Genomic DNA, 24,256 nt, shown 5'->3' on the forward strand with positions numbered 1-24,256 from the left:
AGTGCGTTGCCACTCGTTCTGGATACCAAAATGACGACGCCTGCGATAGGCCACGATGATGCGGTCGGGCGGTCAGTGCATACAGAATGAGCGCAGGAGGATCACATGTCGACACGCATCATCACGTCGGAGGAGTGCGAGGCGCTCACCGAGTGGCCCGGTCTGATCGCCGCACTCGCCGACGCCCACCGGGCGCTCGCCAGTGGCGGCGCGGTGCAGCCCGTCCCCGAGGCCCTGCGGATCCCGGGGGACGCCAGCGCCGACGGCCCCGCCGCCGTCCCGATGGTCGCCTTCGCGCCGTACCTCGGTCTCGCCTCGGTGAAGCTGCTGATCGACGCCCCGCGCAACCGCGCGAGCGGGCTGCCGCCGCAGCGCTCGACGGTCTCGCTCTACTCCGCCGACACCGCGGAGTGCCTGGCACTGATCGACGGCCGCGCGCTGACGCGCCTGCGGACGGCGGCGGTCTCGGCGCTCGCGACCTCGGCCCTGGCCCGTCCCGACTCCCGGATCCTCACCCTGGTCGGCGCCGGTCCGCTCGCCCGCGAGCACGCGCTCGCCCTCGGCTCGGTGGTCGAGCTCGAGGAGGTGCGGGTCTGGTCGCCGTCGGGCTCCAGCGCCACGGCGCTCGCCGCGGAGCTCGTCGCGAACGGCGTGTCGGCGACGGCTCCCGAGGGTCTGGCGGATGCGGTGCGCGGCTCCGACGTCGTGTGCACGCTGACGCCGTCGGTCGAGCCGCTGCTCGACGCGGCCTGGCTCACCGATGGCGTGCATGTCAACGCGGTCGGGTCGCCGCCTCGACACGGCTACCGCGAGCTCGGCGCCGACGTCTTCGCGCGGGCGGACCGGGTCGTGGTCGACACCCGCGGGATCGCCTTCTCCGAGTCGGACAACGTGCGCCGCTCCGGTCTCCGGCCCGCCGACGTGGCGGAGCTGGGGGAGGTGCTGACCGGCCGGACCGGGGGCCGCTCGTCGCGCGACGATGTGACCGTCTTCAACAGTGTCGGCATCGGCCTGCAGGATCTGGCTGCGGGCGCCCACGTGCTCGCCCGGGCTGAGCGCGCGGCCCTCGGTGTCGAGGTCGAGACGCGGGCCGTCCGGTGACGGTCGCGCCGCCGACCCGGTTGAATAGGGGGAGCCGAGCGAAGGAGGCCCGCGTGACCGGCATCGCCCCCGAGGAGTCGCTGACGGCGCAGACCTATCGCACGCTCCGCCGCGAGATCATCCTGGGCCGGTATCCGCAGGGGTCGCGGCTGGTCGAGTCGACGCTGGCGAGCGAGCTGAAGGTGTCGCGGCTGCCGATCCGCGAGGCGGTGCCGCAGCTCGAGAACGAGGGCTTCGTGCGCACCCTGCCGCGGCGCAGCTCGCGCGTCACGGAGTGGACCACCGCCGATGTCACGGAGCTGTTCGACGTGCGCCTGAGCCTGGAGACGCTCGCCGCCCGCCTGGCCGCCCGGCGCGTCGCAGAGGGCGTGTCACCCGAGCCGCTGCACGAGGCCATCGCAGCCGAGCACCGGGCGCTCGACAGCGAGGACTGGCTGCTCGTCGCCGAGACCAGCACGATCGTGCACGAGGCGATCGTCGACATCGCCGGCAGCGCACTGCTCGGCTCGCTGATGCGGGCGGTCAGCGGGCGGATGACGTGGCTGTTCTATCTGACCTCCGCGCGCGACCAGCACCAGCAGTCCGACGAGCACCAGGGACTGCTCGAGGCGATCCTCTCCGGGAACGACCGTCTCGCCGAGTCGATCGCCTTCACCCACATCGAGAAGGGCCGTGCCCCGTCGCTGAAGCTGCTCGCCGGCTAGCCCGCCGCGCAACTCCCTGAGGGTGCCCGCTTCATGCTGATCGAGTAGCCCGCGTGCGGGCGTATCGAGATGCACCGTGTGCAGAGGGTGGGGTCTCGATACGCCGCTGCGCGGCTACTCGACCAGCAAGGGCTCGCTACGCGCTGGGCGTCGCGCGACGGCGCAGGAGCAGCGCCCCGCCGCCGAGCAGGAGCGCGAGCGCTCCGAGCGGCAGCAGCGTCAGGTCGGTGCCGGTGGCGGCCAGGTCGCCGTCGGGGCCGGCGACGGGCGCGGGCTCGTGCGGCGCGGGATCGCCCGGCGCCGGAACCACGGGCGGCGCGGTCTCGGTCGGCATCGGCACGGGCGTCGCGGTGGCGGTGGCGGTCGGCGTCGGCGTCGGCGTCGGCGTCGGCGTCGGCACCGGCTCCGTCCCCTCCTGCGCGAGCACGGGCACGGTCGACCAGTCGATGTCGCTCGCCAGGCCGTACGAGGTGTACGACGGCTGGTTGTAGGCGGTCTGCTGGCGCGCCACCTCGACCCGGTACTGCGGGTCGTGCATCAGCGTGGTCAGCTTGCGGTCGGTGACCTCGGTGCTCGAGTAGATCCGGATCGCGCTCGAGTCCGCGGTCGGCAGCAGCAGCTCCTCGCGCCAGTCGCCGAGCACGTCCGCCACGAGCGACGGGTTGCCCTTCGTGCCGTTGTTCGTCACCGTGCCCTCGGCCGAGAGCAGCACCGTGCCGTCACCGGTGACGATCGTCGGAGTGACGGGCGTCGCGTCCTGCATCGTCGTGCTGGCCACGATCTGCGTGGTCATGTCCGCGGCCCAGCGGATGCTCTGGTTGGTGCCGGGCTGCTCGGCGGGGTCCCCGCCGTCGAGCGGCTCGCCGCTCGCCGAGAGCTTTCCGATCGCCCAGACCTCCTGGCCGGGGATCGCGGGATCGATGTCGCCGATCATCCCGCGGCCGGTGTCCTTGCCGGAGTAGGCGCCGAAGAGCACCTCGCCGGTCGCGGCGTCGCGCAGCGCGTAGCCGTAGGGGGCGCCGACTCCGCCCTCGTGCACGGAGAAGATCTCGAGCCCGGGGTTCGCCGGGTCGATGTCGGTCACGTGCATCGCGTCGCCGTGGCCGAGCTTGGCCTCGGTGCCGGGCGCGCTGCTGCCCTCGGGCAGGGTGTCGTAGGAGCTGTAGAGCAGGCTGCCGTCGTCGTCGAGGGTGGCGGAGCCGTAGACGATCTCCTGCCGGCCGTCGCCGTCGACGTCCGCCGCGCTGAGCGAGTGGAAGCCCTGCGTGGTGAGCGTCGCCCACTCCGGGCTGGTGCCTTCGCGGCCGTGCGGGGTGTCGTTGAAGGGGTTGGTCAGCGGGACGTGGCCGCTGTCGGCGACCCAGCGCTGCGAGAGCTCGCTGCCGTCCCAGTCGTAGGCGACGACGACCGCGCGGGTGTAGTAGCCGCGGGCGAAGACGGCGGACTGCGTCTCGCCGTCGAAGGAGGCGACGCCCGCGAGGAAGCGGTCGTTGCGGTTGCCCGGCTCGATCCGGGAGTAGGCGTAGTCGCCCCAGAGCAGGCCGTCGTCTCCGCGGGCCGGCTCGTAGGCGACGGTCTGCAGCTCCTCGCCGGACTCGCCGTCGAACACCGTGAGGTACTCGGGGCCGGTCAGGACGAAGCCCTCGAAGGTGGTGAGGTCGTTGCGGTCGCTCCGGCTCGGCGCGTAGACGTCGATGAAGTAGTCGGCGAGCTCCGTCGCCCCGGCGCGGTCGAGGGGGTAGGCGTGCGTCGGCGCGATGCCGAACGCCTCCTCGAGCGTCGCGGGCCACTGGCCGGAGGTGACCTCCTCGCGGGTGCCCCAGCCCTCGAAGACCTCGATGAGGTGCTCGCGGTAGCCGGCGGCGGAGAGGCGGTAGTCGTCCTGCGGGGTGACGCCCGCGGCGACGTCCTCGGGGAGGAGCGTGATCGACTCGGCGCGGGCGGTGTCGCCGCCGGGCAGGATCGTCGTGCCCGGGGCCGTCTTCGTCATGATCTCGGAGCGGCCGTCGCCGTCGAAGTCGGAGACGAGGAACTGCGTGTAGTGCGCGCCGGAGCGGATGTTCACGCCCAGGTCGATGCGGTGCAGCAGTGTGCCGTCGGCCTCGTAGGTGTCGAGGTAGGTGCTGCCGGTGTAGCCCTTCTGCGAGACGTCCTTCGCGTTCGAGGCGTACCACTTCACGACGTACTCGTAGTCGCCGTCGCCGTCCATGTCGCCGACGCTCATGTCGTTGGCGCTGTAGGTGTAGGCCTCGCCGGCCGGGGTGACGCCGTCGGCCGGCTTCTGCAGCGGCAGCGTCTCGAAGGCGTCGGACGAGGCGGTGGCCGGAGCGCTCGGCTCGCCGGGCTCGCCGTCGACGAGCGGGACGACGCGGTACTCGTCACCGGGCGCGCCCACCGGGTCGTGAAGGTTGGTGCTGTCGGTGACGACGCCGATCCGCTCCGCCCCGCGGTAGACGGCGAAGTCGGCGCCGACCATCCCGCTGTCGGAGGAGCCGGTCACCTCCGTCGCGAGCAGCCGCCAGCTGACGAAGACGCCGCCGTCGGGCGAGGCGAGCGCGACGACACCGCGGTCGAGGTCCTCGAGCTGCGCGGTGAGGACGGGGCTGGCGGGGACGGCGGGCGGCGCGGTGGTCTGCGCTGCGGCAGCGGATGCGCCGGTCAGCGCGAGCCCCGCGGCGAGCGCGAGGCCGAGGCCGGAGCGGAGCGCCCCGGCGGCGGTGGTCGGACGGAACGGACGTGAATTCGGCATTGAATCCCTCGGCATCGATGGTCCGGGATGCAGGAATGCGCTTTCCCCGGTCCCGCGCCACCCTACGTGAGACGTTTCACAGGGGTCAACCGTGTCCACCGGATCTCGATACGCCCTCTGCGAGGGCTACTCGATCAGCAGGGAGCGCGTCACCAGGGGTCGTCGGTCGCGTCGTCGTCCGTCGTGTCGGCGGCGATCATCTCGACGATGGTGTCGACAGTGAGCCAGGGGCCGTTGCTGACCTCGCCGATCTTCTCGCGGTCCTTGAAGACGACGATGCGGTCGCTGAGGCGCACCACCTCCTCCAGCTCGGAGGAGATGTAGACGATGGAGACGCCCTCCTTGGCGAGCTGGGCGATGTGCGCCTGGATCTCGACCTTCGAGGCGACGTCGATGCCGCGGGCCGGCTCGTCGAGCACCAGCAGGCGCGGGCGAGTGGCGAGCCAGCGCGCCAGGACGACCTTCTGCTGATTGCCGCCGGAGAGGTACTTCACCGGCATGTCCGGGTCGGCCGGCGTGATGTTCAGTGCCTCGACGTAGGTGGCGACGAGCGTGTCGGTCTCGGCCGCCGACAGCGGGTGCGCCCAGCCGCGCAGCGCCTGCAGCCCGAGCACGAGGTTCTCGCGCAGCGACAGGTCGCCGATGATCCCGTCCTCGCGGCGGTTCTCGCTGGAGTGCGCGATGCGGTTCCGCAGCCCCGACACCGGGTCGACGATGTCCGCGTGCTCGCCGTCGATCAGCACCTCGCCGCTGTCCGGCCGCTCGACGCCGCTGAGCAGCGACGCCAGCTCGGTGCGTCCGGAGCCGCGGAGGCCCGCGAAGCCGACGATCTCGCCGCGGTGCAGCTCGATGTCGGTGGGGGAGACGGCGCCCCGGCGGCCGATGCCGACCGCGCGGTAGATCGCGGGGCCGGTGGGCTGGCGGCGGTGCTCGCGGCGGTCGGAGCCGATCTGCCGGAGCGCGTCGATGTCCTTGCCGATCATCTTCGCGATCAGCTCGGCCCGGTCCATCCGCCCGGCCGGGTACTCGCCCTCGGTGCAGCCGTCGCGGAGCACGGTGATGCGGTCGCTGAGGGTGAGCACCTGCTCGAGGAAGTGCGAGACGAAGACGATGGCGACGCCCTGGCCGCGCAGCCTCCGCAGCACCGTGAAGAGCCGGGCGACGTCGCCGAGGTCGAGGCTCGAGGTCGGCTCGTCGAGGATCAGCACCCGCGGCCGGTCGACCATCGCGCGGCCGATCGCGACCAGCTGCCGGATCGCGGGCGACAGCGAGCGCAGCGGCAGGCGCGGATCGAGGTCCTCGAGACCCAGCTCGGCCAGCATCTCGGCCGCCCGCGCGTGGGTGCGCGACCAGGAGATGCCGAGGCGCCCGCGGATCTCGTGCCCGATCATCACGTTCTCGCCGATGCTGAGGTTGTCGGTCAGCCGCTCGTCCTGGAAGACCGCGGTGATGCCGGCGGCCTTCGCGTCGGCCGGTCCGCTGAAGCGCCGGGCGACGCCGTCGACGACGATCTCACCGGCGTCGGGCTGGTGGATCCCGGTGAGCGTCTTGATCAGCGTGGACTTGCCCGCGCCGTTCTCGCCCATCAGGCCGTGGATCTCGCCCGGCACGAGGCGCAGCCGCGCACCGGCCAGCGCGGGCCCGGAGGAGAAGGAGACGTGGATGCCCGTCATCTCCACGACCGGGTCCGGGCGTGCGGGACCGGGGCGTGCGGGAGTCGTCGTCGACTGAACTGACACGTGCCGTCCTCGGTTCGTGTGCGGGGCGGCGCCGGGGGAGCGTCGCGCCAGGGGTGCCGCCGATGATACGCGAGCGCCGGTCGCGAGCGTCAGCTGCGGGGCGGCGCCGTCGACTCGCGCACCACGAGCTCGGTGGGGATGCGGGTGCGCTGCGGGATCTCCTGGCCGCGGATCCGCGCGTGGATCACCTCGGCGACGGTGGTGCCGAGCTTGTCGAAGTCCTGCCGCACCGTGGTCAGCGGGGGCAGGAAGTGCCGGGCGGTGGGCAGGTCGTCGAAGCCGACGATGCTGACGTCCTGCGGCACGCGGATGCCGCGCTCGACGAGACCGTGGATGACGCCGAGCGCCATCTCGTCGTTCGCGACGACCATCGCGGTGAACTCCGGGACCGACTGCAGGCTGCGCGCGAACTCGTAGCCGGAGTCCGGCGTCCAGTCGCCGATGACGATCGGGCGCTCGCGCATCCCCCACGCCTTCGCCCGGCTGTGGAAGGCGCGCTCGCGGGCGCGGGCGTCGAGCCAGTCGAGCGGGCCGGACATGTGCAGCACGTCGCGGTGGCCGAGCGAGGCCAGGTGGTCGACCGCCTGGCTCATCCCGGCCTGCTGGTCGACCGAGACGGTGAGGAAGTTCGCGTCCTTGTCGGACTTCACGACGAGCGTCGGCACGCCGATCTCGACGGTGCGGAGCGTCGCGACGGAGGAGGAGCGCGGCGCGATCACGCAGAGCGCGTCGATCCCGAGGCCGGAGAGGTGCCGGATCGCGTCGACGGGGCTCATGTCCTGGTCGTCGCGCAGCGCGACGGAGGTGACGGAGTAGCCCTTCTCGCGCGCGGCCCGCTCGATGGCGCGGAGGGTGCTGGACGGGCCGAACTCGGCGCCGCTCTCGATCATCACGCCGATGCGGTCGGTGCGCTGGGTGACGAGGGAGCGCGCCGCGATGTTGGGGCGGTAGTCGAGCTCGGAGACGGCCTCGAGGACCTTCTGCCGGGTCGACTCCTTGATGTTCGGGTGCCCGCTCAGCACCCGGGAGACCGTCATGTGCGAGACGCCGGCGACCGCGGCGACATGCCGGAGGTTGGGCCGATCGGCCATGGCGCGGACCTCCTCCGCTCCCCTGAGGGGAGAGCCGGGCACCCTCGGTGCGGCGGGATGACGAGGGCTCGACATCGCGGGTCCGTTCAGCATAGTCAAGCGGGCCGGGGGATCGGCTCCGGGGCGATTCAGCCGGTGACGCTCAGGATCAGCGACCGCGCTCCCGGCTCGCCGGCGACGGAGCGGACGGTGAGGAGTCCGGTCCCCGCGTCCCAGCTCGTGCGCCAGGCGGGGAGCCCGGCGGGGAAGGCCGTGCTCACCTCGACCGCGCGGCCGAGGAGGCTGGGGAACGCGAGGGTCGTCTCGCCCGCGTCGTCGCCGCGGTCCCAGAGCGAGAGGGAGATCGCGTCCGGTCCGCGCAGCGCGGAGGCGACCCAGCGGTCGGTCCAGCCCGGCAGGCCGAGCGGCCAGAGCGGCACCGACGCGACCAGGTGCGCCCGGAGCTCGCCGGCGGTGCGCACGGCCTCGGCGACGAGCGCGCGCTGCTGCGCCGTCATCCGATCCAGGTGGCCGGTGAGGAGGAGCCGGCCCGCGAGGCCCGTCACCAGCGTGAAGGCGATCGCCTCGTCGCTCATCTCCGGCTGCGGGCAGGCCCAGTTCGCGGCCTGCTCGGGGAGCATCGAGAGCGGGGCCGCTGCGGCGATCGGCGGCGCGAGCAGCGGATCCTCCTGGTCGGAGGTCGACTGCAGCTGCAGCCGGGAGAGCATCGCGGAGTCGGCGCGCATCGCTCCGGAGGCGCAGTTCTCGAGGATCAGCTGCGGGTGGCGGTCGAGCACGCCGTCGATCCAGGCGAGGTGCGCGCGGGAGTGCTCGAGGAGTCCCGCGCCGGCGCTCGTCGCGTCGCGGTCGGTGCCGGGGCCCGGATCGATGTTGTAGTCGAGCTTGACGTAGCCGATGCCGAACTCGCGGACGAGCCGGTCCACGGTCTCGTCGAGGTGCGCACGGGCTGCAGGATGGCGCAGATCGAGGTGGTGGCGGCCGCTCTCCTCCACCCGGATCCCCGAGCGGGAGAGGAACGCCCCGTCGGGCAGGGACCGGGCGAGCGGGCTGCCGGTGCCGATCACCTCGGGCTCGAGCCAGAGCCCGGGCGCCATGCCGTGGCCGCGGATCGCGTCGACGACCTCGCCGAGTCCGCCCGGGAAGCGCCGGGTCGACGGCGTCCACGCGCCGACGGTGTCCCACCAGGACTCGGTCTCGGCGTACCAGCCGGCGTCGACGCAGAACACCTCGGCGCCGACCTCGGCCGCCGCGGCGATCAGCGGCAGGAGCTTCGCGGTCGTCGGGTCGCCGCCGAGGGTGTTCAGGTAGTCGTTGAAGACCAGCGCGGGGCGGCGGTCGTCCGGGTGGGCGCGCCGGGCCGACCGCTTCGCCCGGGTGAGGGCCGCGGCGGCGTGCTCGAGGCCGGTGCCGACGGCGACGAGCGCCGGCACCGAGGTGAAGGACTCGCCGGGCGCGAGGAGCACGGACCACTGGTGGTCGCGGTCCGTGGGGCCGGAGGCGGCGAGGTAGGCGTCGCCGATCTGCTCGCCGGCCTCCCAGCGCCACGGGCCGTTGTGCGCGACCTCGCAGAGCCAGGTGACGTCCTGCCGCCGTGAGCGGAGCGCGGCGAGCGGGAGTGCGCCGCCGGTCGACCAGGTGCCGGTCGCGGTGCGGACGACCGACTCGCGCGGGGGCTGCTCGGTGTGCTCCGAATGCAGGTCGGGCAGGAGTGCGCGCAGCTCGCGGGCCTCCCAGCGGCCCTCGCCGAGCCACTCGCTGCGGCCCTCGAGCAGCTCCCAGTCCGCGGCCGGGTCGGCGGCGGCGCCGACGTCCAGCCGGGTGCCGAGCGGCATCGCCCAGCTGGTGACGGCGGTGAGCAGCACCGGCCCGGTGCCCGCGTTCTCGACGGTCGTGCTCGCGCGGAGGGCGGTGCCGAGCGCGTCGATCGTGGTCGTGGCGCGCAGGCCGTCGGCGCTCGCCGAGACGATCCGAAGGACGGTCGCCCCGCCCCCGCCCTCGCCCCCGGCCTCGTGCGAGACGTAGCGGAGGGAGTCGCCGATCGCGGTCTGCACGAGCCGGTCGGTGGAGGTGACGTGGCCCCGGCCGGCGGTCAGGATCCCGACCAGCGGCAGTGCGTGCTCGAAGCGGATCTCGAGCTCGCCGGAGACGAGTCGCACGAGGCTCACGGGGGCGTCGGGGGAGCGGCGGAACTCGAGCTCGAGCGGCCCGGCGCGCCAGGAGAGGGTCTGCGCTGACATGGGGGATCTCCGATCGCACGAAACGTTCGCCTCGGACTCTAGGCGGGGTGTGCGGGAGGGATCAAGGGCGGAAGCGAAACGTTTCGCCCCAGTGGTGGGAAGGAGCCGGGGAAGGGCTGCTCGGAGGGGTTTGACCTTGCGCAACTGCCGCTGTTACCGTGAACAAATTCTCGCCCCGGCCTTGGGGGCCGCGCTCTCGCGGCCCGACGGGGCGCCCGCATCACGATCGACGACGGAGTCATCCATGCACCTGACCGCGCCCGCACCGGGCCTGCGCCGCCGGCTGATCGCCGGTCTCCTGATCCTGCTGGCGGCGATCGTGGCGCTGCCGCTGGCCGCCGCGAGCCCCGCGGCCGCGATCGGCGAGTCGACCTTCACGAATCCGCTCGAGCCGGACACGGCCGACCCGACGATCGAGTTCCACGACGGGAACTACTACCTCGTCGCCACGACCTGGGACAACCGCGTGGTGATGCGCAAGGCGCCGACGCTCGCGGCGCTCGGCACCGCGACTCCGGTGACCGTCTACTCCGACACGAACCCGGGCCGGAACGCGAACATGTGGGCGCCCGAGCTGCAGCGGCTCGAGGGCCCGAACGGCTGGCGGTGGTACCTGATGTACACGATGGGGACCGCCGGGAACTTCGACGGCCAGCACCTCCAGGTGATCGAGAGCGCGGGCGACGACCCGATGGGCCCGTACAGCTACAAGGGCCGGCCGGTCCCGGTCGACTCCTGGAACATCGACGGCGCCTACCTGCAGCTGAACGGCGAGCTCTTCATGACCTGGTCGGCGTTCCAGCCGGGCAACGGGCTGCAGAGCAACTACATCGCCCGGATGTCGGACCCGTGGACCGCGGTCGGCCCGCTGAACGTGCTGTCCGAGCCGGTCGAGCCGTGGGAGACCATCGGCATGCCGGTCAACGAGGGTCCGATCCCGCTGCAGAAGGACGGCCGCACCTGGATCGTCTACTCGGCGAGCTTCTGCGGCACCGAGGACTACCAGCTCGGCACCCTCGAGTACGACGGCACCGGCGACCCCGTGCTCGCCTCCTCCTGGACCAAGAGCGACGGCCCGGTCTTCTCGAAGGCGAACGGCGAGTACGGCACCGGCCACAACGACTTCTTCGACTCGCCCGACGGCACCGAGACCTGGAACCTGTACCACGCGAACCCCGGCCCGAACGACGGCTGCAGCCGCCAGCGCTCGGCCCGCGCGCACCTCGTGGACTGGACCGCCGAGGGCGAGCCCGACTTCGGCACGCCGCTCGGCACCGCCGCCCGGATCCCCGTGCCCAGCGGCGAGAACGCGCCGATCACGGCCCGCGTCGATGGTGCGCCCTGGCAGCTGGTCAGCCGCAGCACCGGCCTCTGCGCCACCGTGTCCTCCGCCCAGAGCGGCGACGGCGCCGGCGTCGTGCAGGGCTCCTGCGCCACGCCCCGCGCGAGCTGGACGCTCGACAGCACCGGCGACGGCTTCGTGCGCATCGTGAACGCCAGCAGCGGGAAGTCGCTCGGGCCGGTCGGCTGCTCGACCGCCTCGGGTGCGTCGCTGCAGCAGTCCGCGTGGCTGACCACCTCCTGCCAGCAGTGGAGGGTGGCTCCGGGTTCCGGCGGCTACTCGACGCTGACGAACCGCACGGGCGAGAAGGCGCTCGACGCGGTCTCCGGAGCGATCCGCCAGTCGACGCCGAGCGCCGCCGCCTCGCAGGAGTGGGCGCTGCGCCCGGTCGGCGCGGTCGCCGTCACCTCGCTGGTCACCGGCAAGGCCTTCGACCTGCCGAACTGCTCCACCGCCGACGGCGCGGTGCTGCAGCAGCGGGAGTGGCTCGGCTCGCCGTGCCAGCGCGTGACGTTCACGGCCGCCGCGGACGGCGCCGTCGAGCTGCACCCCGTCTCGGCCGCGGCCAAGTGCCTCGCGGTCACCGGAGGCTCCACCGCCGACGGCGCGACCGTCACGCAGGGCGCGTGTGGCGTGACCGGCAGCAGCTGGCGGCTCCGCCCGGGCAACGACGGCACCGTCGAGCTGCGCGCCGCGCACAGCGGCAAGGCCCTCGACCTGTCGAACTGCTCGGACCAGAACGGCACCCGGATCGGCCAGTGGAGCGTGCTGAACAACGACTGCCAGCGCTTCCGCGTCTCGCTCGGTGCGCCGGCCGCTCCGGTCGCTCTGCAGCTCGCCGCCACCTCGTCGGTGCGCTGCGTCGCGGGCAAGCCGGTGCTCACCACGACCGTGAAGAACGCGGACGACCTGCCCGCCGACATCACCGTCACCACCGCCTCCGGCACCAAGACCTTCCCGGCGGTCGCCGGCGGGAAGAACGCCACGGCGAGCTTCACGGTGCGCCAGCCGGCGCTGGCCGCCGGCTCGGCCTCGGTGACGGGCGCCGGAGTCGACGACGCGGGCCGCGCGGCCACGCAGTCGGCCGCCTACCCCGCGATCACCTGCTGACGACCGGGGTCTCGATACGCCGCTGCGCGGCTACTCGACCAGCATGGGGCGCCCCCTTTTCTTGCTGGTCGAGTAACCCGCGCAGCGGGCGTATCGAGACCCACCCACCACACACCCGCCCCCCGTGCAAAGGAGCACCATGCCCACCCCCACCCGCCGCGCGCCCTTCCGCGCGGCCCTCGCCGCCCTCGGCCTCGGGGCGGTGCTCGCCGCCGGCCTCGTCGCCCCCACCGCGACGGCCGCCGACGCCGCGGTCCCCACCGCCGGCCTCCTCGCCGACTACCGCTTCAGCCAGACGACCGGCGCGACCGTCCCCAACTCGGCGGGCGGAGCTGTGGGAGCCGCGCGCGTCGTGAACGGGACGGACGCGCTCTGGACCGGCACGTCACTCCGTCTCACCGGCGGCGCGAAGACCAGCGCTGCCCCCTGGGTCGAGCTGCCCGACGACCTGCTCACGGGCAAGACGTCAGGGACGGTCACGATCGAGACCCGCGCCGACGCCTCGATGCTCTCGAACTTCCACTTCCTCTGGAACATCGGCAGCGACAGCACCTCGCAGTACTGGTTCGCCTCTGTGCGCGACAAGGTGCGCACCGCGATCACGACCACCGGCGGCGGCGGCGAGAACAACGCCCGCAGCGCGTCCGGCATCGCGGCCGACCGCTGGTACAGCCTCAGCTCGGTGATCGACGGCGCCGCCGGCACGATCTCGTTCTACGTCGACGGCACCCGCGTCGCCTCCGCGCCCACCGCGCTGCGGCCCGCCTCGGTGGCGGACCAGTCGCTGAACGCCATCGGCCGCGCGCCCTACCCCGACCCCTTCTTCAAGGGGGAGGTGTCGACGTTCCGCGTCTACGACCGCGCCCTCACCGGCGAGGAGGTCGCGACCGTGTCGACCGTCGACGCGAAGCTGCACGCCTCGTCGTTCGCGCCGCTGACCGCGGCCGTGCTCGACGGCGTCACTGCGCTGACCATCGACGAATCGACCACGAACCTGCCCGACTACGGTGGCACCGTGACCTGGGCCTCGAACGACCCCACCCTCCGCGTCTCCGCCGACGGCCGCACGCTCGCCACCGATCGCCCCGCCGCGGGCCAGGCCGCCCGCACGTCGTCGCTGACCGCGACCGCGTCGATCCGCGGCGTCGCGCAGTCCCGTGCCGTCGCCGTCACCGTCGAGCCGCAGGTCGGCGTCGACACCCCCTACGGCTATCTGATGGTGCACTTCGTCGAGGACGCGCAGGGCTACGCCGAGAAGATCTACCTCGACGTCTCCCGCGGCGACGACCCGGAGAAGTGGGACCCGCTGAACGGCGGGAAGCCGATCCTCGCGTCCGACCTCGGCACGACCGGCGTCCGCGACCCGTACCTCACCTACAACCCCGAGACGAAGAAGTACTACATCATCGCCACCGACCTCCGCGTCTTCGGCGGCGACCAGGGCTCGGGCTCGTGCACCACCTGGTGCTACTGGACCACGCAGGGCAGCACGAAGATGAACGTCTGGGAGTCGAGCGACCTCGTCTCCTGGAGCGACCTGCGCCAGTTCGACGTCGCGCTCGATGCGGCCGGCGCGAAGCAGCTCGAGGCCGGCATGATGTGGGCGCCCGAGGCCACCTGGGTCGCCGACTACAACGGAGCGGGCAAGGGCGCGTTCGTCGTCTACTGGTCCTCGACCGTGTACCCGAACGCCGCGCACACGCCCGGCACCGGCGCCTCGCGGGTGCTCTGGGGAGCGACCACCGACTTCACCCAGGCCACGTACTCCTACGGCGGCACCTTCATCGACACCGGCGCCGACGTCATCGACACGACGATGATCCAGGACGGCGGCACGACCTACCGCATCTCGAAGGACAACGGCACCGGCCGCGGCATCTACATGGAGTCCACGACCGCGAAGCAGTGGTGGCTGCCGTCCACCGCGTGGACGCAGCTGCAGGACCGCATCGGCGCCGTCTGGGCCGGCGGCAACGCCGGGGGAGTGGAGGGGCCCGCGGTCTTCAAGGACCACGACGCCGACCGCTGGTACCTCTACGTCGACGTCATCCCCTCGACCGGCTACCGGCCGATGGTGACCACCGACCTCGACGCCGGCTGGACCCAGCTGAACGACCCCGGCTTCTCGCTGGCGCCGTCGACCAAGCACGGCGGCATCGTCTCGCTCACCGCCGGTCAGTACACCGAGGTGCGCGCGGCCGACGCCGCGACCGCCGTGCGCTCCGACCTCGGCGAGGTCGGCTCCGTCGCCGCGCTGCCCGCCCGGGCCGACGTCGTCCTCGCCTACGACCGCGGCACCGCCTCGCAGCCGGTGACCTGGGACACGTCCTCCGTCGGCACCGCTCCCGGCCGCTACCCGGTCACCGGAGTCGTGCGCACCATCGGCGCGAACGACAACCAGTGGGTCGGAGCGGGCGGATCGACCGCGTACAACGCGCCGAACCGCGTGCTCTCCAGTTCGACGGCCGTGCGGGTGACCGCGACGGTGGTCGTGTCCGCGGCGACGGCGACCCTGACGTCGTCCACCCGTTGCGTAGCAGGCAAGGTCGTCGTCACCGGAGTCGTGAAGAACACCGGCACCTCGCCGCTGTCCGTCGTGATCCGCTCGGCCTGGGGCACCTCGCCCACGCTGACCGCGGCCCCCGGCGCGAACGCGACCCACGCCTTCACCACCCGCGCCACGTCCGTCCCGGCGGGCACGCTGACCGCGACGGCCGGCGGCGCCACCCTGCAGTCCCCGTACACGGCCCGCACCTGCGGCTGACGCGAACATGCTGGTCGAGTAGTGCGCAGCGCGTATCGAGACCCACCCGTCGGGTGATGGTGGGTCTCGATGCGCCCTCTGCGAGGGCTACTCGATCAGCATGGATCAGGGCAGGTGTGCTGGGCAGGGATGAGCGACCCATGTTGGTCGAGTAGCGCGAAGCGCGTATCGAGACCCACCCATCAGGCGACGGTGGATCTCGATACGCCCTCTCGGAGGGCTACTCGATCAGCATGAGGCGGCGCGTATCGAGACCGGCGTCCGTCAGAACGGGGGCGGTGCGTCCTCGAAGCGCGGGCCCGGTGGGGCGCCGGCGAGTGCAGGTGGGCGGATCGTGATGCGGCGGCCGGTGGGGGTGGTCCAGACGATGCTGCCGTCCTTGCGGGGGACGTAGGTCCAACGGTCGCCGTGGCGGACGTGGTGGTGGGACGTGCAGAGGGAGACGAGGTTCTCGAGGGACGTCTCTCCGCCGTTGCGCCATTCGAGAGTGTGGTCGGCCTCCGCCCGGGACGCGGTGCGGGTGCAGCCGGGGAAGCGGCAGGTCTGGTCGCGCAGCTGGAGGTGCAGACGCATCTGGGGCGGCGGGACCCGGTAGGTGCGGCCGACCGACCTCACGGCGCGGGTGTCCGGATCGGTGAGCACTCGGGTGAAGGACGCACCGGTCGCGACCAGGGCGCGGGCGAGGTCGGCGGGGATGAGGCCGTAGCCGTCGAGGTCCGCGGGCGCGTCGTCGAGACCGACGGCGGTGGATGCAGCGAGGGTGAGGCGCACCTCCGCACGGATCCCGGGCACGTACGACGCCGACACCTGAGGTCCGTCGCCTGCGGGGGTGGTGCCGGCGATGTCGCCGTCGCGCAGCAGATCCGTGAGCACGTCGGCCTTCAGCTGCGCCAGCGTGCGCTCATCGCCCCCCTCGCGGAGGGACCGGGCGATGCGGTCGACGCGCTCGGCGATGCCCATCGCGTCCGGCGCGGGCAGCAGTGCACACAGTGTCGCCATGCCGTCGACCTCCGGCGAGACCCAGACGGCGCGGTCCTGCCGGGCGCGGACGTGCCGCTGGGCGAGCGGTTCCTCGTGCAGCTCGTCGCGGAGCCGGGTGACGATTCTTCTCAGCTGCGTCGGGGTCACCTCCGGTGCGATCTCGGCGGCGCGCTCGTCGAAGCGGGCGCGGGAGGTGGCGGGCAGGGTGGCGGCGGTGGCGCAGACGATCTCGCTCGAGTCCCACAGCAGCCGGCCCTCGGCCAGCAGGGCGCGGGTGCGGGGGAGGTCCTCGACGAGCAGCCGGGCGTGCTCGAGGACCGTCTCCGTGGCCCGCTCGGACAGGCGCAGCTTGACCGCGAACTCGGCCCGGATGGACCGCTCGACAAGGGAGTGCGCCTCGCTGCGGGAGAGTGACTTGCCGCGGGCGAACGCGTCGGGGACGGTGACCGCCGCGCGGTAGGCGAGGTGCAGGGTCTGCGCGCGGGAGAGGAGAAGCTGTGCGGAGGTGCGTCCGATCTCCGCGGCGATGTCGGTCAGCGCGTCGACGGCGGCGAGCGCGCTCGGCTGTCCTGCCGCTCCCGGGTCGCTGTGCTCATCCATACGCGTATTGAACCAGGGACCACCGACACCCGAGCGGTCGCCGGGAGGAACCCTCGGACAACTCCGCGAGATCGGGTCTGTGGAGGAGAGTGCTACTCCCGTCGCCACTCCTCGAGGAACTCGGCGGTGGTCTTCGTCTCGAGCTCCAGCTCGATCTGCTCGAGCAGGACGTACGGGTCGCCGATGTCGGCGGGCGTGCGGATGACCTCGGCGCCGGTGTCGAGGCGGGTGACCACGAGGTCGTGCGTCGTCATCACGCCGCCGCCGAGCAGGGCGTCGATCGTCATCCGGAGCCAGGTCAGCGTCCGGGGTCTCAGCTCGGCCCGCAGGTACTCGGCCGCGACCTCGCGCTCGCCGTCGTCGTCCCGCCCGTCGTCCTCGTTCACGCCGTCACTGTAGCGAGCGCGCTGCACCGCTCGGCGTCAGTGGCGCACCTGGAACCAGCGGATCAGCTCGCGCAGCGCCGGCAGCGTCGCGCTCGCGTCGACGTCGGTGTCGATGTCCTCGAAGGTGCTGCGGTAGCCGGGCAGCTCGGTCGTCATCGAGTCGGTGATCGCCTCGTACGCCATCGTCCAGGAGGGGAACAGCCGCTGCGCCGGCGCCTCCTCGAGCAGCACGCGCAGCCCGGCGTGCCGGGGGTCGTCGGCGATGATCGCCATCCGCTCGCGCAGCGTCGCGGCCGGCCCCTCGAGCAGCTGCAGGAACCGGCCGTCGCGGAACAGCAGGATGCCGGTCAGGCCGAGGCGCTCGTTGTTCGCGCGGCACTGCTCGAGCAGTGCGGGCAGGTCCGCCTCCTCGAGGCCGGCGGCGGTGTGGCTCGCGTAGACGATGGAGCGGAGGTCGTCGTCCTGGGACGGGCGAGCAGCGGAGTCGGACATGACGCCATCCCATCAGGGGCGCGGCGGGACGGCAGCCCCCTGCCCGGATCGGCGCGGCCCTGCTATGCGCTGCGCCAGGAGGCCTCACAGCAGATCCGTGCCGCCCGTCCGCCGCAGCGTCCTGCGGGCGAGGCCCCAGCCGAGCAGCCCCAGCCCGAACCACGCGGCGCCGAGCACGACGACAGCGCCGGTCTGCACCGCGAGCGCGCCGATCGATCCTTCGCCGAGCAGTGTCCGCAGGGCGTCGGTGGCGTACATCAGCGGCAGCACCCGGGCGACGGCCTCGACGACCGGCGGCAGCTCGGCCACCGGCGCCACGACTCCGCCGAGGACGGTCAGGACCGCCGTGAACGGCCCGACCCAGGCCAGCCCGTCGCGCGAGCGCAGGCCGAGCACCCCGACCGCGAACCCGCAGCCGCCGCCGGCCAGAGCCGCGCAGCCGGCGAGCGCGATCACGCCCGCGGCGACCTGCCACGAGACGCCCTGCCCGAACTGCAGGAGCGCCCAGACCAGCGAGACGAGACCCGCGGCGAACCCGACCGCCGCCCCCGCGAGCGCGACCCCGCTCCAGAGCAGGGCCGCCGGCCGGGCGCTGAGGAGGACGCTCCCGAGCACCGCGTCGTGCCGCATCCGGGTGAGCGACACGGTCACGCTGTCGACCGCGGTCAGAGTGGCCAGGAGGAGGCTCGCACCCGCGCCGACCACCAGCGACGGCGACCCGCGCGACCCCGCCACCGCCGCGAAGTACAGCACCTGCAGCACCGGCCCGAGCACGACCGCGACCAGGAGCGTCCGGCGCGTCCGCGTGGCGTCGAACGACCGCAGCGCGACCACGATCGACGCCGCCACGAGCCCGCTCACGACAGCGCCAGCGTCCCGGCGAGCCGCGCCCGCCGCAGGGCCGTCCGCAGAATCAGGCGGGCGAGCAGCAAGGAGAGCAGAGACGTGATCAGCCCCTGCGCGCTCCAGAGCGCGATGACGTCGCCGGGCGCGCCACCCGAGACTCCGGCGTGCAGGATCTGCACTGCACCGGTCAGCGGATCGACGACCCCGAGCAGCTGCAGCGGCACCGGCAGCTGCGCGCGGTCGATGACGGCGCCGGAGAGGAGGAGGACGGGAGCGACGAGGACCGGCTCGTAGACCGTCGCGTGCGGTGTCAGCACGAAGAGGCCGGACAGCACGAGCGCGGTCGTCCCGCACGCGGCGAGGAGCAGGACGAGGCCGAGCGCGACGAGGGCGGGGGAGTGCGGCGCGAGTTCGACGCCGAGGAGTCGGGAGGCCACGACCGCGGCCGGGACTGACAGCAGCCCGACGCCGGCGCAGGCGAGTGAGATCGGCGCGAGCGCACCGCCCAGCGGCCGAGGAGTCAGCGCGATCTGCTCCAGCGTCCCCTGCGACCGCTGGTAGCCGAGGATCCCGACCGCCGCCGCGGTCACCGTCCACACGCCGACGACGGCTCCATCGACTCCCAGCGCCGGCCCGCCCCGACCCGCCTCGACGCGCAGGACGACGAAGACGACCGGTGCGATCAGAGCGGCCTGAACGAAGTAGGCGTTGCGGAGCAGCAGCCGCAGGTGGAAAGCGCCCTCCTGCAGCCCCGCGATCACTCCCGCCCTCCTCGGCACCGGTCGACGAGGGCGAGGTAGCCCTCCTCGAGGGTCGCCGGCCGGGTGGTCCAGGTGCCGGTCGGGAGGTCGGCGACGACGGCCGCCAGGGCGCGGAGGTCGGGCCGGCAGGAGTCCCAGCCGACGACCACGACGGGCCGGTCGGCGATGCTGTCGGAGCGGACCGAGCGGACGCCGTCGAGCGCGGAGATCCGGTCCGCGAGTGCCGCGGTGAGCGCCGGAGCGGCCAGGGTCGTCACCTCGCCCAGCCCGCCCGCCGCGGCGATGTCCCGCGGTCGCCCCGCCGCGCGGATCCGGCCGTCGAGGAGGACGAGGCTCCGGTCCGACAGCTCCTCCGCCTCGTGCAGGTGGTGGGTGGTCAGGAGGACGCCCCGCCCGTCCCGGCGCAGCTCGCGGATCAGGGCGCGGAGCACAGCGCCGCCTCCGGATCCAGCCCCACCGTCGGCTCGTCGAGCAGGAGCAGCGGCGGCTCCGCCAGCAGCCCGCGGGCGAGATGCAGCCGCTGGCGCATCCCGCGGGAGAACTCCTCGACGCGGTCGCCACGCCGCGCGCTGAGGTCGACCGCCGCGAGCACCTCGAGAATGCGGCTGTCCCTCCGCCGCCGCGGCACGCCCGCGAGCGACGCGAAGTACCGGAGGTTCTCGAGCGCGGTCGCGCGCAGGAAGAAGCCGCGCTCGCCGCCGAGGACGAGGGCGAGCCGACGCCGCGCCTCGTCCGGCCGCGCGACGGCGTCGACCCCGTCGACCCGGATCGAGCCGCTCGTCGGCGTCAGCAGCGTCGCGATCATCCGCGCGAGCGTCGTCTTCCCGGCGCCGTTCGGCCCGAGGAGCGCGACGACCTCGCCCGCCTCGACCCGCAGGCTCACGCCGCGGACGGCCCAGGATGCCTCCGGCCCGGCGCCGAATCGGCGCGACACTGCCTCGATATGCAGCAGCGGCGCCGTCGAATCCGCTCTGATCGTCACTCTCGTCCGCCCTTCGCCGCGGACCAGCGTTCCCCTTCTCCGCTCCCCGGTCCGCATCGCTGGCGCTCGCTGGGGACGGTGGCGGAGCTCGGCACCCGTGTCTTCGAGCCCGCTCAGCCCGCCTACCGAAACTTCACCGAAAGCGAATTGTTCACGGTAACATCGCGCCCAGTACCGATCTCAACGACGAGAGGCCCCACGAATGACGACGAGACGACGGATCCCGATCGCGACCGCGGCGGTGATGGCGCTGACGGCGGGACTGCTCGCGGTCGGCCCGACCGCGCAGGCCGCACCGGCCACCTCCCTCGACAGCGCGAAGGTGCTCGAGCTGCCCTTCGACGGCAGCATCACCGACACCAGCGGTCGCGGCAACACGGTCGGGATGCAGAAGGGCGCCGCCGCGTACGGCACCGGCCTCGCCGGCCAGGCCTTCGAGTTCACCGGTTCCAACGCGGTGTCGCTCGGCACCGACGCCCGCCTCCAGCCCGCCGACCTCACGGTCTCGTTCTGGTACAAGCCGACCGCCGCGATGACCGGCGAGCAGGTCTTCACCTGGAACAAGACCGCCTACAACTCCGACGGCTGGTACCTCACCTCCGAGAGCGACGCGACCCCGCTCGCGCTCTCGATCGGACCCTCGACCGGACAGCCCTACAAGGTCGCGATCGACACCGCCCGTGCCGGCTTCTTCCCGACGAACGAGTGGACCCACGTCGTCGCCAGCTACGACAAGGCGACCAAGCAGGTCGCCTTCTACCGCAACGGCGTGAAGCAGCCCACCGTCACCAAGTCCGAGGCGACCGGAGCGGCCACCGGCGTGCTCGGCTCCGAGGGCACCTCGACCAAGACCCTCGGCTTCAACGGACCGCAGTACAACGGCGCGCACCTGCGCGGGCTCCTCGACGACTACGTCCTCTACGGCAAGGTGGCCACGACCACCGACGTCGTCGCCCTGACGAAGGCGCACAACGCGTCCTTCGACCCGGCCGCCGTCGCGAAGGCCGACCTCGACGCCGTCACCCTGCCCGCGAGCACGAGCACCGGCTTCTCCGTGCCGACCCGCGGCGCGAAGGGCTCCGACCTCAGCTGGACCTCCTCCGACGAGGCCGCGATCGCGATCTCCGGCGGCACCGCCACGGTCACCCCGCCCACCGGCGCCGCGACGACCGTGACGCTCACCGGCTCCTCGACCTACGGCGGCAGCACGGCCGTCACCCGCACCTTCGCGATCCAGGTACAGCCGAAGGGCGTGAAGAGCTCGAGCTATCTGCAGGAGGCCGGCCTCTCGGACGTCACCGTCCAGGACCCGTACCTCGACAACGGCGAGCAGCAGACCGTCGAGTACCTGCTCAGCCTCGACCCCGAGATGTTCCTGCACTCCTTCTCCACGCAGGCCGGTCTCACCCCGACCACGGCCGGCGGCTACGGCGGCTGGGAGCGCGAGAGCGGCACCCGGTTCCAGGGCCACTTCTTCGGCCACTACATCTCCGGCCTCTCCCAGGCCTACGCGAGCGAGCAGGACGCGACGACGAAGGCCGCGCTGCTCGCGAAGCTGACCGCCTCCGTCGACGGCCTGAAGAAGGTCCAGGACGCCTACGCCCTCAAGGACCCGGCCAACGCCGGCTACGTCTCGCCGTTCCCGGTGAGCTACCTGCCCTCCGGCGCCGACGGTCTGCTCGTGCCGTTCTACAACCTGCACAAGGTGCTCGCGGGCCTGCTCGACGCGCACCAGTACGCGCCCAGCGCCGTGTCGGCGGAGGCGCTCGTCGTCGCCGACGGCTTCGGCTCCTGGATCACGACCTGGGCCGGCCGCCAGGCGAACCCGGCGCAGCTGCTCAGCACCGAGTACGGCGGGATGAACGAGGCGCTCTACCGCCTCTACGAGACCACGCAGAAGCCGGCGCACAAGCGCGCGGCCGAGTACTTCGACGAGACGGCCCTCTTCCGGAAGCTCGCGAACAACGAGGACGTCCTCAACGGCCTGCACGCGAACACGACGATCCCCAAGCTGATCGGCGCGCTCAAGCGCTACACCCTCTTCACCGACGACCCCGCGCTGTACGCGACGCTGACCGCCACCGAGAAGGCGGACCTCGACATGTACCGGCGCGCCGCCGAGAACTTCTGGCGCATGGTGGACGAGAGCCACAGCTACGCGAACGGCGGCAACAGCCAGTCCGAGCACTTCCACGGCGCGGACACCCTCTACCAGTACGCGACCAACGGGCAGACCACCGGCTACGGCGAGAACTCGACCTCCGAGGGCTGCAACATCTACAACATGCTCAAGCTCACCCGGGCGCTGTTCCAGGTGACGAAGGACGTGAAGTACGCCGACTTCTACGAGAACGCGTTCATCAACGGCGTGCTCTCGGTGCAGAACCCGGAGACGGGCATGGTCACCTACTTCCAGCCGCAGACCGCGGGCTACGCGAAGGTGTTCGGCGAGGAGCACGACGAGTTCTGGTGCGACCACGGTACCGGCGTCGAGAGCTTCACCAAGCTCGGCGACTCGATCTACTTCGAGGGGCCGAAGACGGTCTACGTGAACCAGTTCCGCTCGTCGGTGCTGAGCTCGGGCGGCAGCAACCTGAAGGTGACGCAGACGGCGGACATCCCGAACACCGACACCGCGCGCTTCACGATCGCGGCGCTCGGAGCGGGAGCGGTCGCCGAGGGCACCACGCTGCGCCTGCGCATCCCGGCCTGGGTCGACGGCGCGCCGACGCTCACCGTGAACGGCGCCGTCCGCGACGTCGCCGCGCTGACCGAGGGCGGCTACGCGGTCGTCCCGGTGGCGGCGGGCGACACCCTCACCTGGAAGCTGCCGGCCGCTGTCGCCGCGGTGGCGAACACCGAGAACGCGAACTGGACGGCCTTCACCTACGGGCCCGTCCTCCTGGCGACCGAGCTGAACCGGAACAACGTCGACGCCTCCTACCCCGCGGGCGTGCTCGTGCAGATGAGCGTCGCCGACAAGACGGTGAACTCGAACGTGGTCGTCGCGAACGCGGCCGCGTGGAAGTCCGCGGTGAAGCAGAACCTGCTCCGCCTGCCGAACGGCGCGAACGGCAACGGGACGACGACGATGCGCTTCGGCATGACGAACGTCGACGCAGCCTCCGAAGCCCGGATCTTCCAGCCGTACTACAGCCTCTACAACGCGCGCTACGCGACCTACATGACGCTCATCGCCCCCGACTCCGCGGAGGCTCAGGCGCTGATCCTCAAGGAGAAGCAGCAGCTGCGGGTGGAGGAGACGACGATCGACTCGCTCACCTCGTTCGACAACAACAACTCGGAGGCGGACAAGAACTACAAGTACAACCGCTCGGCGGTCGGGACCTGGCGCGGCGAGGGCTACCGCGACGGCGAGCGGTCGGCGGACGCGTATTTCCAGTACGACATGATCGTCGACCCGGCGCTGCCGAAGAACTACCTCGGCGTCCGCTACTACGGCGGCGACGCGGGGCGCACCTTCGACGTCTACCTCAACGACGTGAAGCTCAAGACCGAGGTGGTCTCGGGCGCCGCGGGCGCGCTGAACTGGTACGTGCAGTACGACGAGATCCCTCGCGCCGTGCTCGACGGGATCGCGGCGAAGGACAGCTGGAAGCGCAATCAGTCCGGCGCCTACGTCCTCGACGCCCAGGGGAACAAGGTCCCCAAGGTGACCGTGCGCTTCCAGGGCACCGGCACCGCGAGCAACGTCGGCGGCGTCTTCGGCGTCTACACGACGGAGTCGACCGGGTTCGCGACGAACGCGGAGCTGACGAAGCTGACGTCGTCCGTCGGGACGTTCTCGCCGGCGCTCGCCGCCGGGGTGCGCGACCTGACGCTGACCGTGCCGGTCCAGGCGACGAGCGTCGCGCTCGACCTCGACCCGGCCGTGGCCAGCGGACTGGTGAAGGTCGACGGCGTGCTGATCGACGACACCGTCGCCCGGACCGTGACCCTCGCGGCCTCGGGGACCACGAACGTCGTGATCACCTCCTCCGCGCAGGACCACACGACGCTCGCGACCTACCGGCTCGCGATCGTCCGGGCCGCTCCCGCCGCGGTGATCGACCTGACGGTCTCGGCCACGACGCGCTGCGTCGCCGGCAAGGTCGTCCTGACGACGACGGCCCGCAACGACTCGAAGGCCGCCGCGTCGATCTCGATCGCGACGCCCTACGCCACGAAGTCCTACCCGGGCATCGCGGCGGGCAGGAGCGCGACGCAGGCCGACACGACCCGCGCCGCCTCGATCCCGGCCGGCACCGCGACCGTCACCGCGACGGCCACGATCGACGGCAAATCGGTGACGACGACGAAGGCGGCCCCCTACTCCGCCCGCACCTGCGGCTGACCCCGCGCTGACTCCCT

At 72.5% G+C, this 24,256-nt stretch carries 16 protein-coding genes; 5 read left to right on the forward strand and 11 right to left on the reverse strand.

Annotated features, from left to right (window positions below; genetic code table 11):
* Nucleotides 1–105: 105 nt before the first annotated feature.
* The gene (locus MT355_RS12190; protein WP_243599728.1) at nucleotides 106–1,101 is read left to right on the forward strand and encodes an ornithine cyclodeaminase family protein; all 996 of its coding nucleotides are present in this window, start codon (nucleotides 106–108) and stop codon (nucleotides 1,099–1,101) included.
* Nucleotides 1,102–1,154: 53 nt separating this feature from the next.
* Nucleotides 1,155–1,805: a GntR family transcriptional regulator gene (locus tag MT355_RS12195; RefSeq protein WP_160086803.1), complete on the forward strand. Its 651-nt coding sequence runs from the start codon at nucleotides 1,155–1,157 to the stop codon at nucleotides 1,803–1,805.
* 136 nt (nucleotides 1,806–1,941) lie between these two features.
* On the opposite strand, the gene MT355_RS12200 is transcribed toward MT355_RS12195, so the two are convergent.
* The 4 genes from MT355_RS12200 to MT355_RS12215 all read right to left on the reverse strand — a co-directional run bounded on the left by MT355_RS12200 (nucleotide 1,942) and on the right by MT355_RS12215 (nucleotide 9,621).
* Nucleotides 1,942–4,554 carry a rhamnogalacturonan lyase gene (locus MT355_RS12200; protein ID WP_243599729.1) on the reverse strand — a complete coding sequence of 871 codons (2,613 nt, stop codon included), beginning with the start codon at nucleotides 4,552–4,554 and terminating at the stop codon, nucleotides 1,942–1,944.
* 149 nt (nucleotides 4,555–4,703) lie between these two features.
* Nucleotides 4,704–6,227: a sugar ABC transporter ATP-binding protein gene (locus tag MT355_RS12205; protein ID WP_243599800.1), complete on the reverse strand. Its 1,524-nt coding sequence runs from the start codon at nucleotides 6,225–6,227 to the stop codon at nucleotides 4,704–4,706.
* Nucleotides 6,228–6,382: 155 nt separating this feature from the next.
* Nucleotides 6,383–7,384: a LacI family DNA-binding transcriptional regulator gene (locus MT355_RS12210; protein WP_165908983.1), complete on the reverse strand. Its 1,002-nt coding sequence runs from the start codon at nucleotides 7,382–7,384 to the stop codon at nucleotides 6,383–6,385.
* A 128-nt stretch (nucleotides 7,385–7,512) separates the two neighbouring features.
* Nucleotides 7,513–9,621 carry a glycoside hydrolase family 36 protein gene (locus tag MT355_RS12215; protein WP_243599730.1) on the reverse strand — a complete coding sequence of 703 codons (2,109 nt, stop codon included), beginning with the start codon at nucleotides 9,619–9,621 and terminating at the stop codon, nucleotides 7,513–7,515.
* 244 nt (nucleotides 9,622–9,865) lie between these two features.
* On the opposite strand from MT355_RS12215, the gene MT355_RS12220 reads away from it, so the two are divergent.
* Together MT355_RS12220 and MT355_RS12225 are read left to right on the forward strand one after the other, a co-directional pair.
* Nucleotides 9,866–12,073, forward strand: a complete 2,208-nt coding sequence (locus MT355_RS12220) for an RICIN domain-containing protein (protein WP_243599731.1) — start codon at nucleotides 9,866–9,868, stop codon at nucleotides 12,071–12,073.
* A 139-nt stretch (nucleotides 12,074–12,212) separates the two neighbouring features.
* A complete protein-coding gene (locus MT355_RS12225) occupies nucleotides 12,213–14,837 on the forward strand; it encodes a LamG-like jellyroll fold domain-containing protein (RefSeq protein ID WP_243599732.1) in 2,625 nt (874 codons plus the stop codon).
* Nucleotides 14,838–15,101: 264 nt separating this feature from the next.
* Here the strand turns inward: MT355_RS12225 and MT355_RS12230 are convergent, their stop codons facing one another.
* The 7 genes from MT355_RS12230 to MT355_RS12260 form a co-directional block, all read right to left on the reverse strand.
* Nucleotides 15,102–16,418 carry an HNH endonuclease signature motif containing protein gene (locus tag MT355_RS12230; protein ID WP_243599733.1) on the reverse strand — a complete coding sequence of 439 codons (1,317 nt, stop codon included), beginning with the start codon at nucleotides 16,416–16,418 and terminating at the stop codon, nucleotides 15,102–15,104.
* Between the two features lie 92 nt (nucleotides 16,419–16,510).
* Nucleotides 16,511–16,804 carry a hypothetical protein gene (locus tag MT355_RS12235; RefSeq protein ID WP_243599734.1) on the reverse strand — a complete coding sequence of 98 codons (294 nt, stop codon included), beginning with the start codon at nucleotides 16,802–16,804 and terminating at the stop codon, nucleotides 16,511–16,513.
* A gap of 36 nt (nucleotides 16,805–16,840) precedes the next feature.
* Nucleotides 16,841–17,296, reverse strand: coding sequence for a BLUF domain-containing protein (locus MT355_RS12240; RefSeq protein ID WP_123446522.1), 456 nt, complete (start codon nucleotides 17,294–17,296; stop codon nucleotides 16,841–16,843).
* Nucleotides 17,297–17,380: 84 nt separating this feature from the next.
* Nucleotides 17,381–18,157, reverse strand: coding sequence for an ABC transporter permease (locus MT355_RS12245; protein WP_243599735.1), 777 nt, complete (start codon nucleotides 18,155–18,157; stop codon nucleotides 17,381–17,383).
* Nucleotides 18,154–18,903, reverse strand: coding sequence for an ABC transporter permease (locus tag MT355_RS12250; protein WP_243599736.1), 750 nt, complete (start codon nucleotides 18,901–18,903; stop codon nucleotides 18,154–18,156). The genes MT355_RS12245 and MT355_RS12250 overlap by 4 nt, the downstream gene beginning before the upstream one ends.
* Complete coding sequence (locus MT355_RS12255; RefSeq protein WP_243599737.1) at nucleotides 18,900–19,334, reverse strand: hypothetical protein; 435 nt, start codon at nucleotides 19,332–19,334, stop codon at nucleotides 18,900–18,902. The genes MT355_RS12250 and MT355_RS12255 overlap by 4 nt, the downstream gene beginning before the upstream one ends.
* The gene (locus MT355_RS12260) at nucleotides 19,319–19,837 is read right to left on the reverse strand and encodes an ABC transporter ATP-binding protein (RefSeq protein WP_243599738.1); all 519 of its coding nucleotides are present in this window, start codon (nucleotides 19,835–19,837) and stop codon (nucleotides 19,319–19,321) included. Before MT355_RS12260 ends, MT355_RS12255 begins: the two co-directional genes overlap by 16 nt.
* Before the next feature lie 250 nt (nucleotides 19,838–20,087).
* On the opposite strand from MT355_RS12260, the gene MT355_RS12265 reads away from it, so the two are divergent.
* On the forward strand, nucleotides 20,088–24,239 hold the full coding sequence (locus tag MT355_RS12265) for a beta-L-arabinofuranosidase domain-containing protein (protein WP_243599739.1): 4,152 nt from the start codon (nucleotides 20,088–20,090) through the stop codon (nucleotides 24,237–24,239).
* Nucleotides 24,240–24,256 lie beyond the last annotated feature (17 nt).

It is taken from the genome of Rathayibacter sp. VKM Ac-2929 (assembly GCF_022815495.1).
Lineage (GTDB): Bacteria > Actinomycetota > Actinomycetes > Actinomycetales > Microbacteriaceae > Rathayibacter > Rathayibacter festucae.

What these genes read in the sequence shown, in the direction of transcription:
- MT355_RS12190 (WP_243599728.1), top strand. Translation starts at nt 106, where the DNA reads ATGTCGACACGCATCATCACGTCGGAGGAGTGCGAGGCGCTCACCGAG.
- MT355_RS12200 (WP_243599729.1), bottom strand. Translation starts at nt 4,554, where the DNA reads ATGCCGAATTCACGTCCGTTCCGTCCGACCACCGCCGCCGGGGCGCTC.
- MT355_RS12205 (WP_243599800.1), bottom strand. Translation starts at nt 6,227, where the DNA reads ATGACGGGCATCCACGTCTCCTTCTCCTCCGGGCCCGCGCTGGCCGGT.
- MT355_RS12210 (WP_165908983.1), bottom strand. Translation starts at nt 7,384, where the DNA reads ATGGCCGATCGGCCCAACCTCCGGCATGTCGCCGCGGTCGCCGGCGTC.
- MT355_RS12215 (WP_243599730.1), bottom strand. Translation starts at nt 9,621, where the DNA reads ATGTCAGCGCAGACCCTCTCCTGGCGCGCCGGGCCGCTCGAGCTCGAG.
- MT355_RS12220 (WP_243599731.1), top strand. Translation starts at nt 9,866, where the DNA reads ATGCACCTGACCGCGCCCGCACCGGGCCTGCGCCGCCGGCTGATCGCC.
- MT355_RS12225 (WP_243599732.1), top strand. Translation starts at nt 12,213, where the DNA reads ATGCCCACCCCCACCCGCCGCGCGCCCTTCCGCGCGGCCCTCGCCGCC.
- MT355_RS12230 (WP_243599733.1), bottom strand. Translation starts at nt 16,418, where the DNA reads ATGGATGAGCACAGCGACCCGGGAGCGGCAGGACAGCCGAGCGCGCTC.
- MT355_RS12240 (WP_123446522.1), bottom strand. Translation starts at nt 17,296, where the DNA reads ATGTCCGACTCCGCTGCTCGCCCGTCCCAGGACGACGACCTCCGCTCC.
- MT355_RS12265 (WP_243599739.1), top strand. Translation starts at nt 20,088, where the DNA reads ATGACGACGAGACGACGGATCCCGATCGCGACCGCGGCGGTGATGGCG.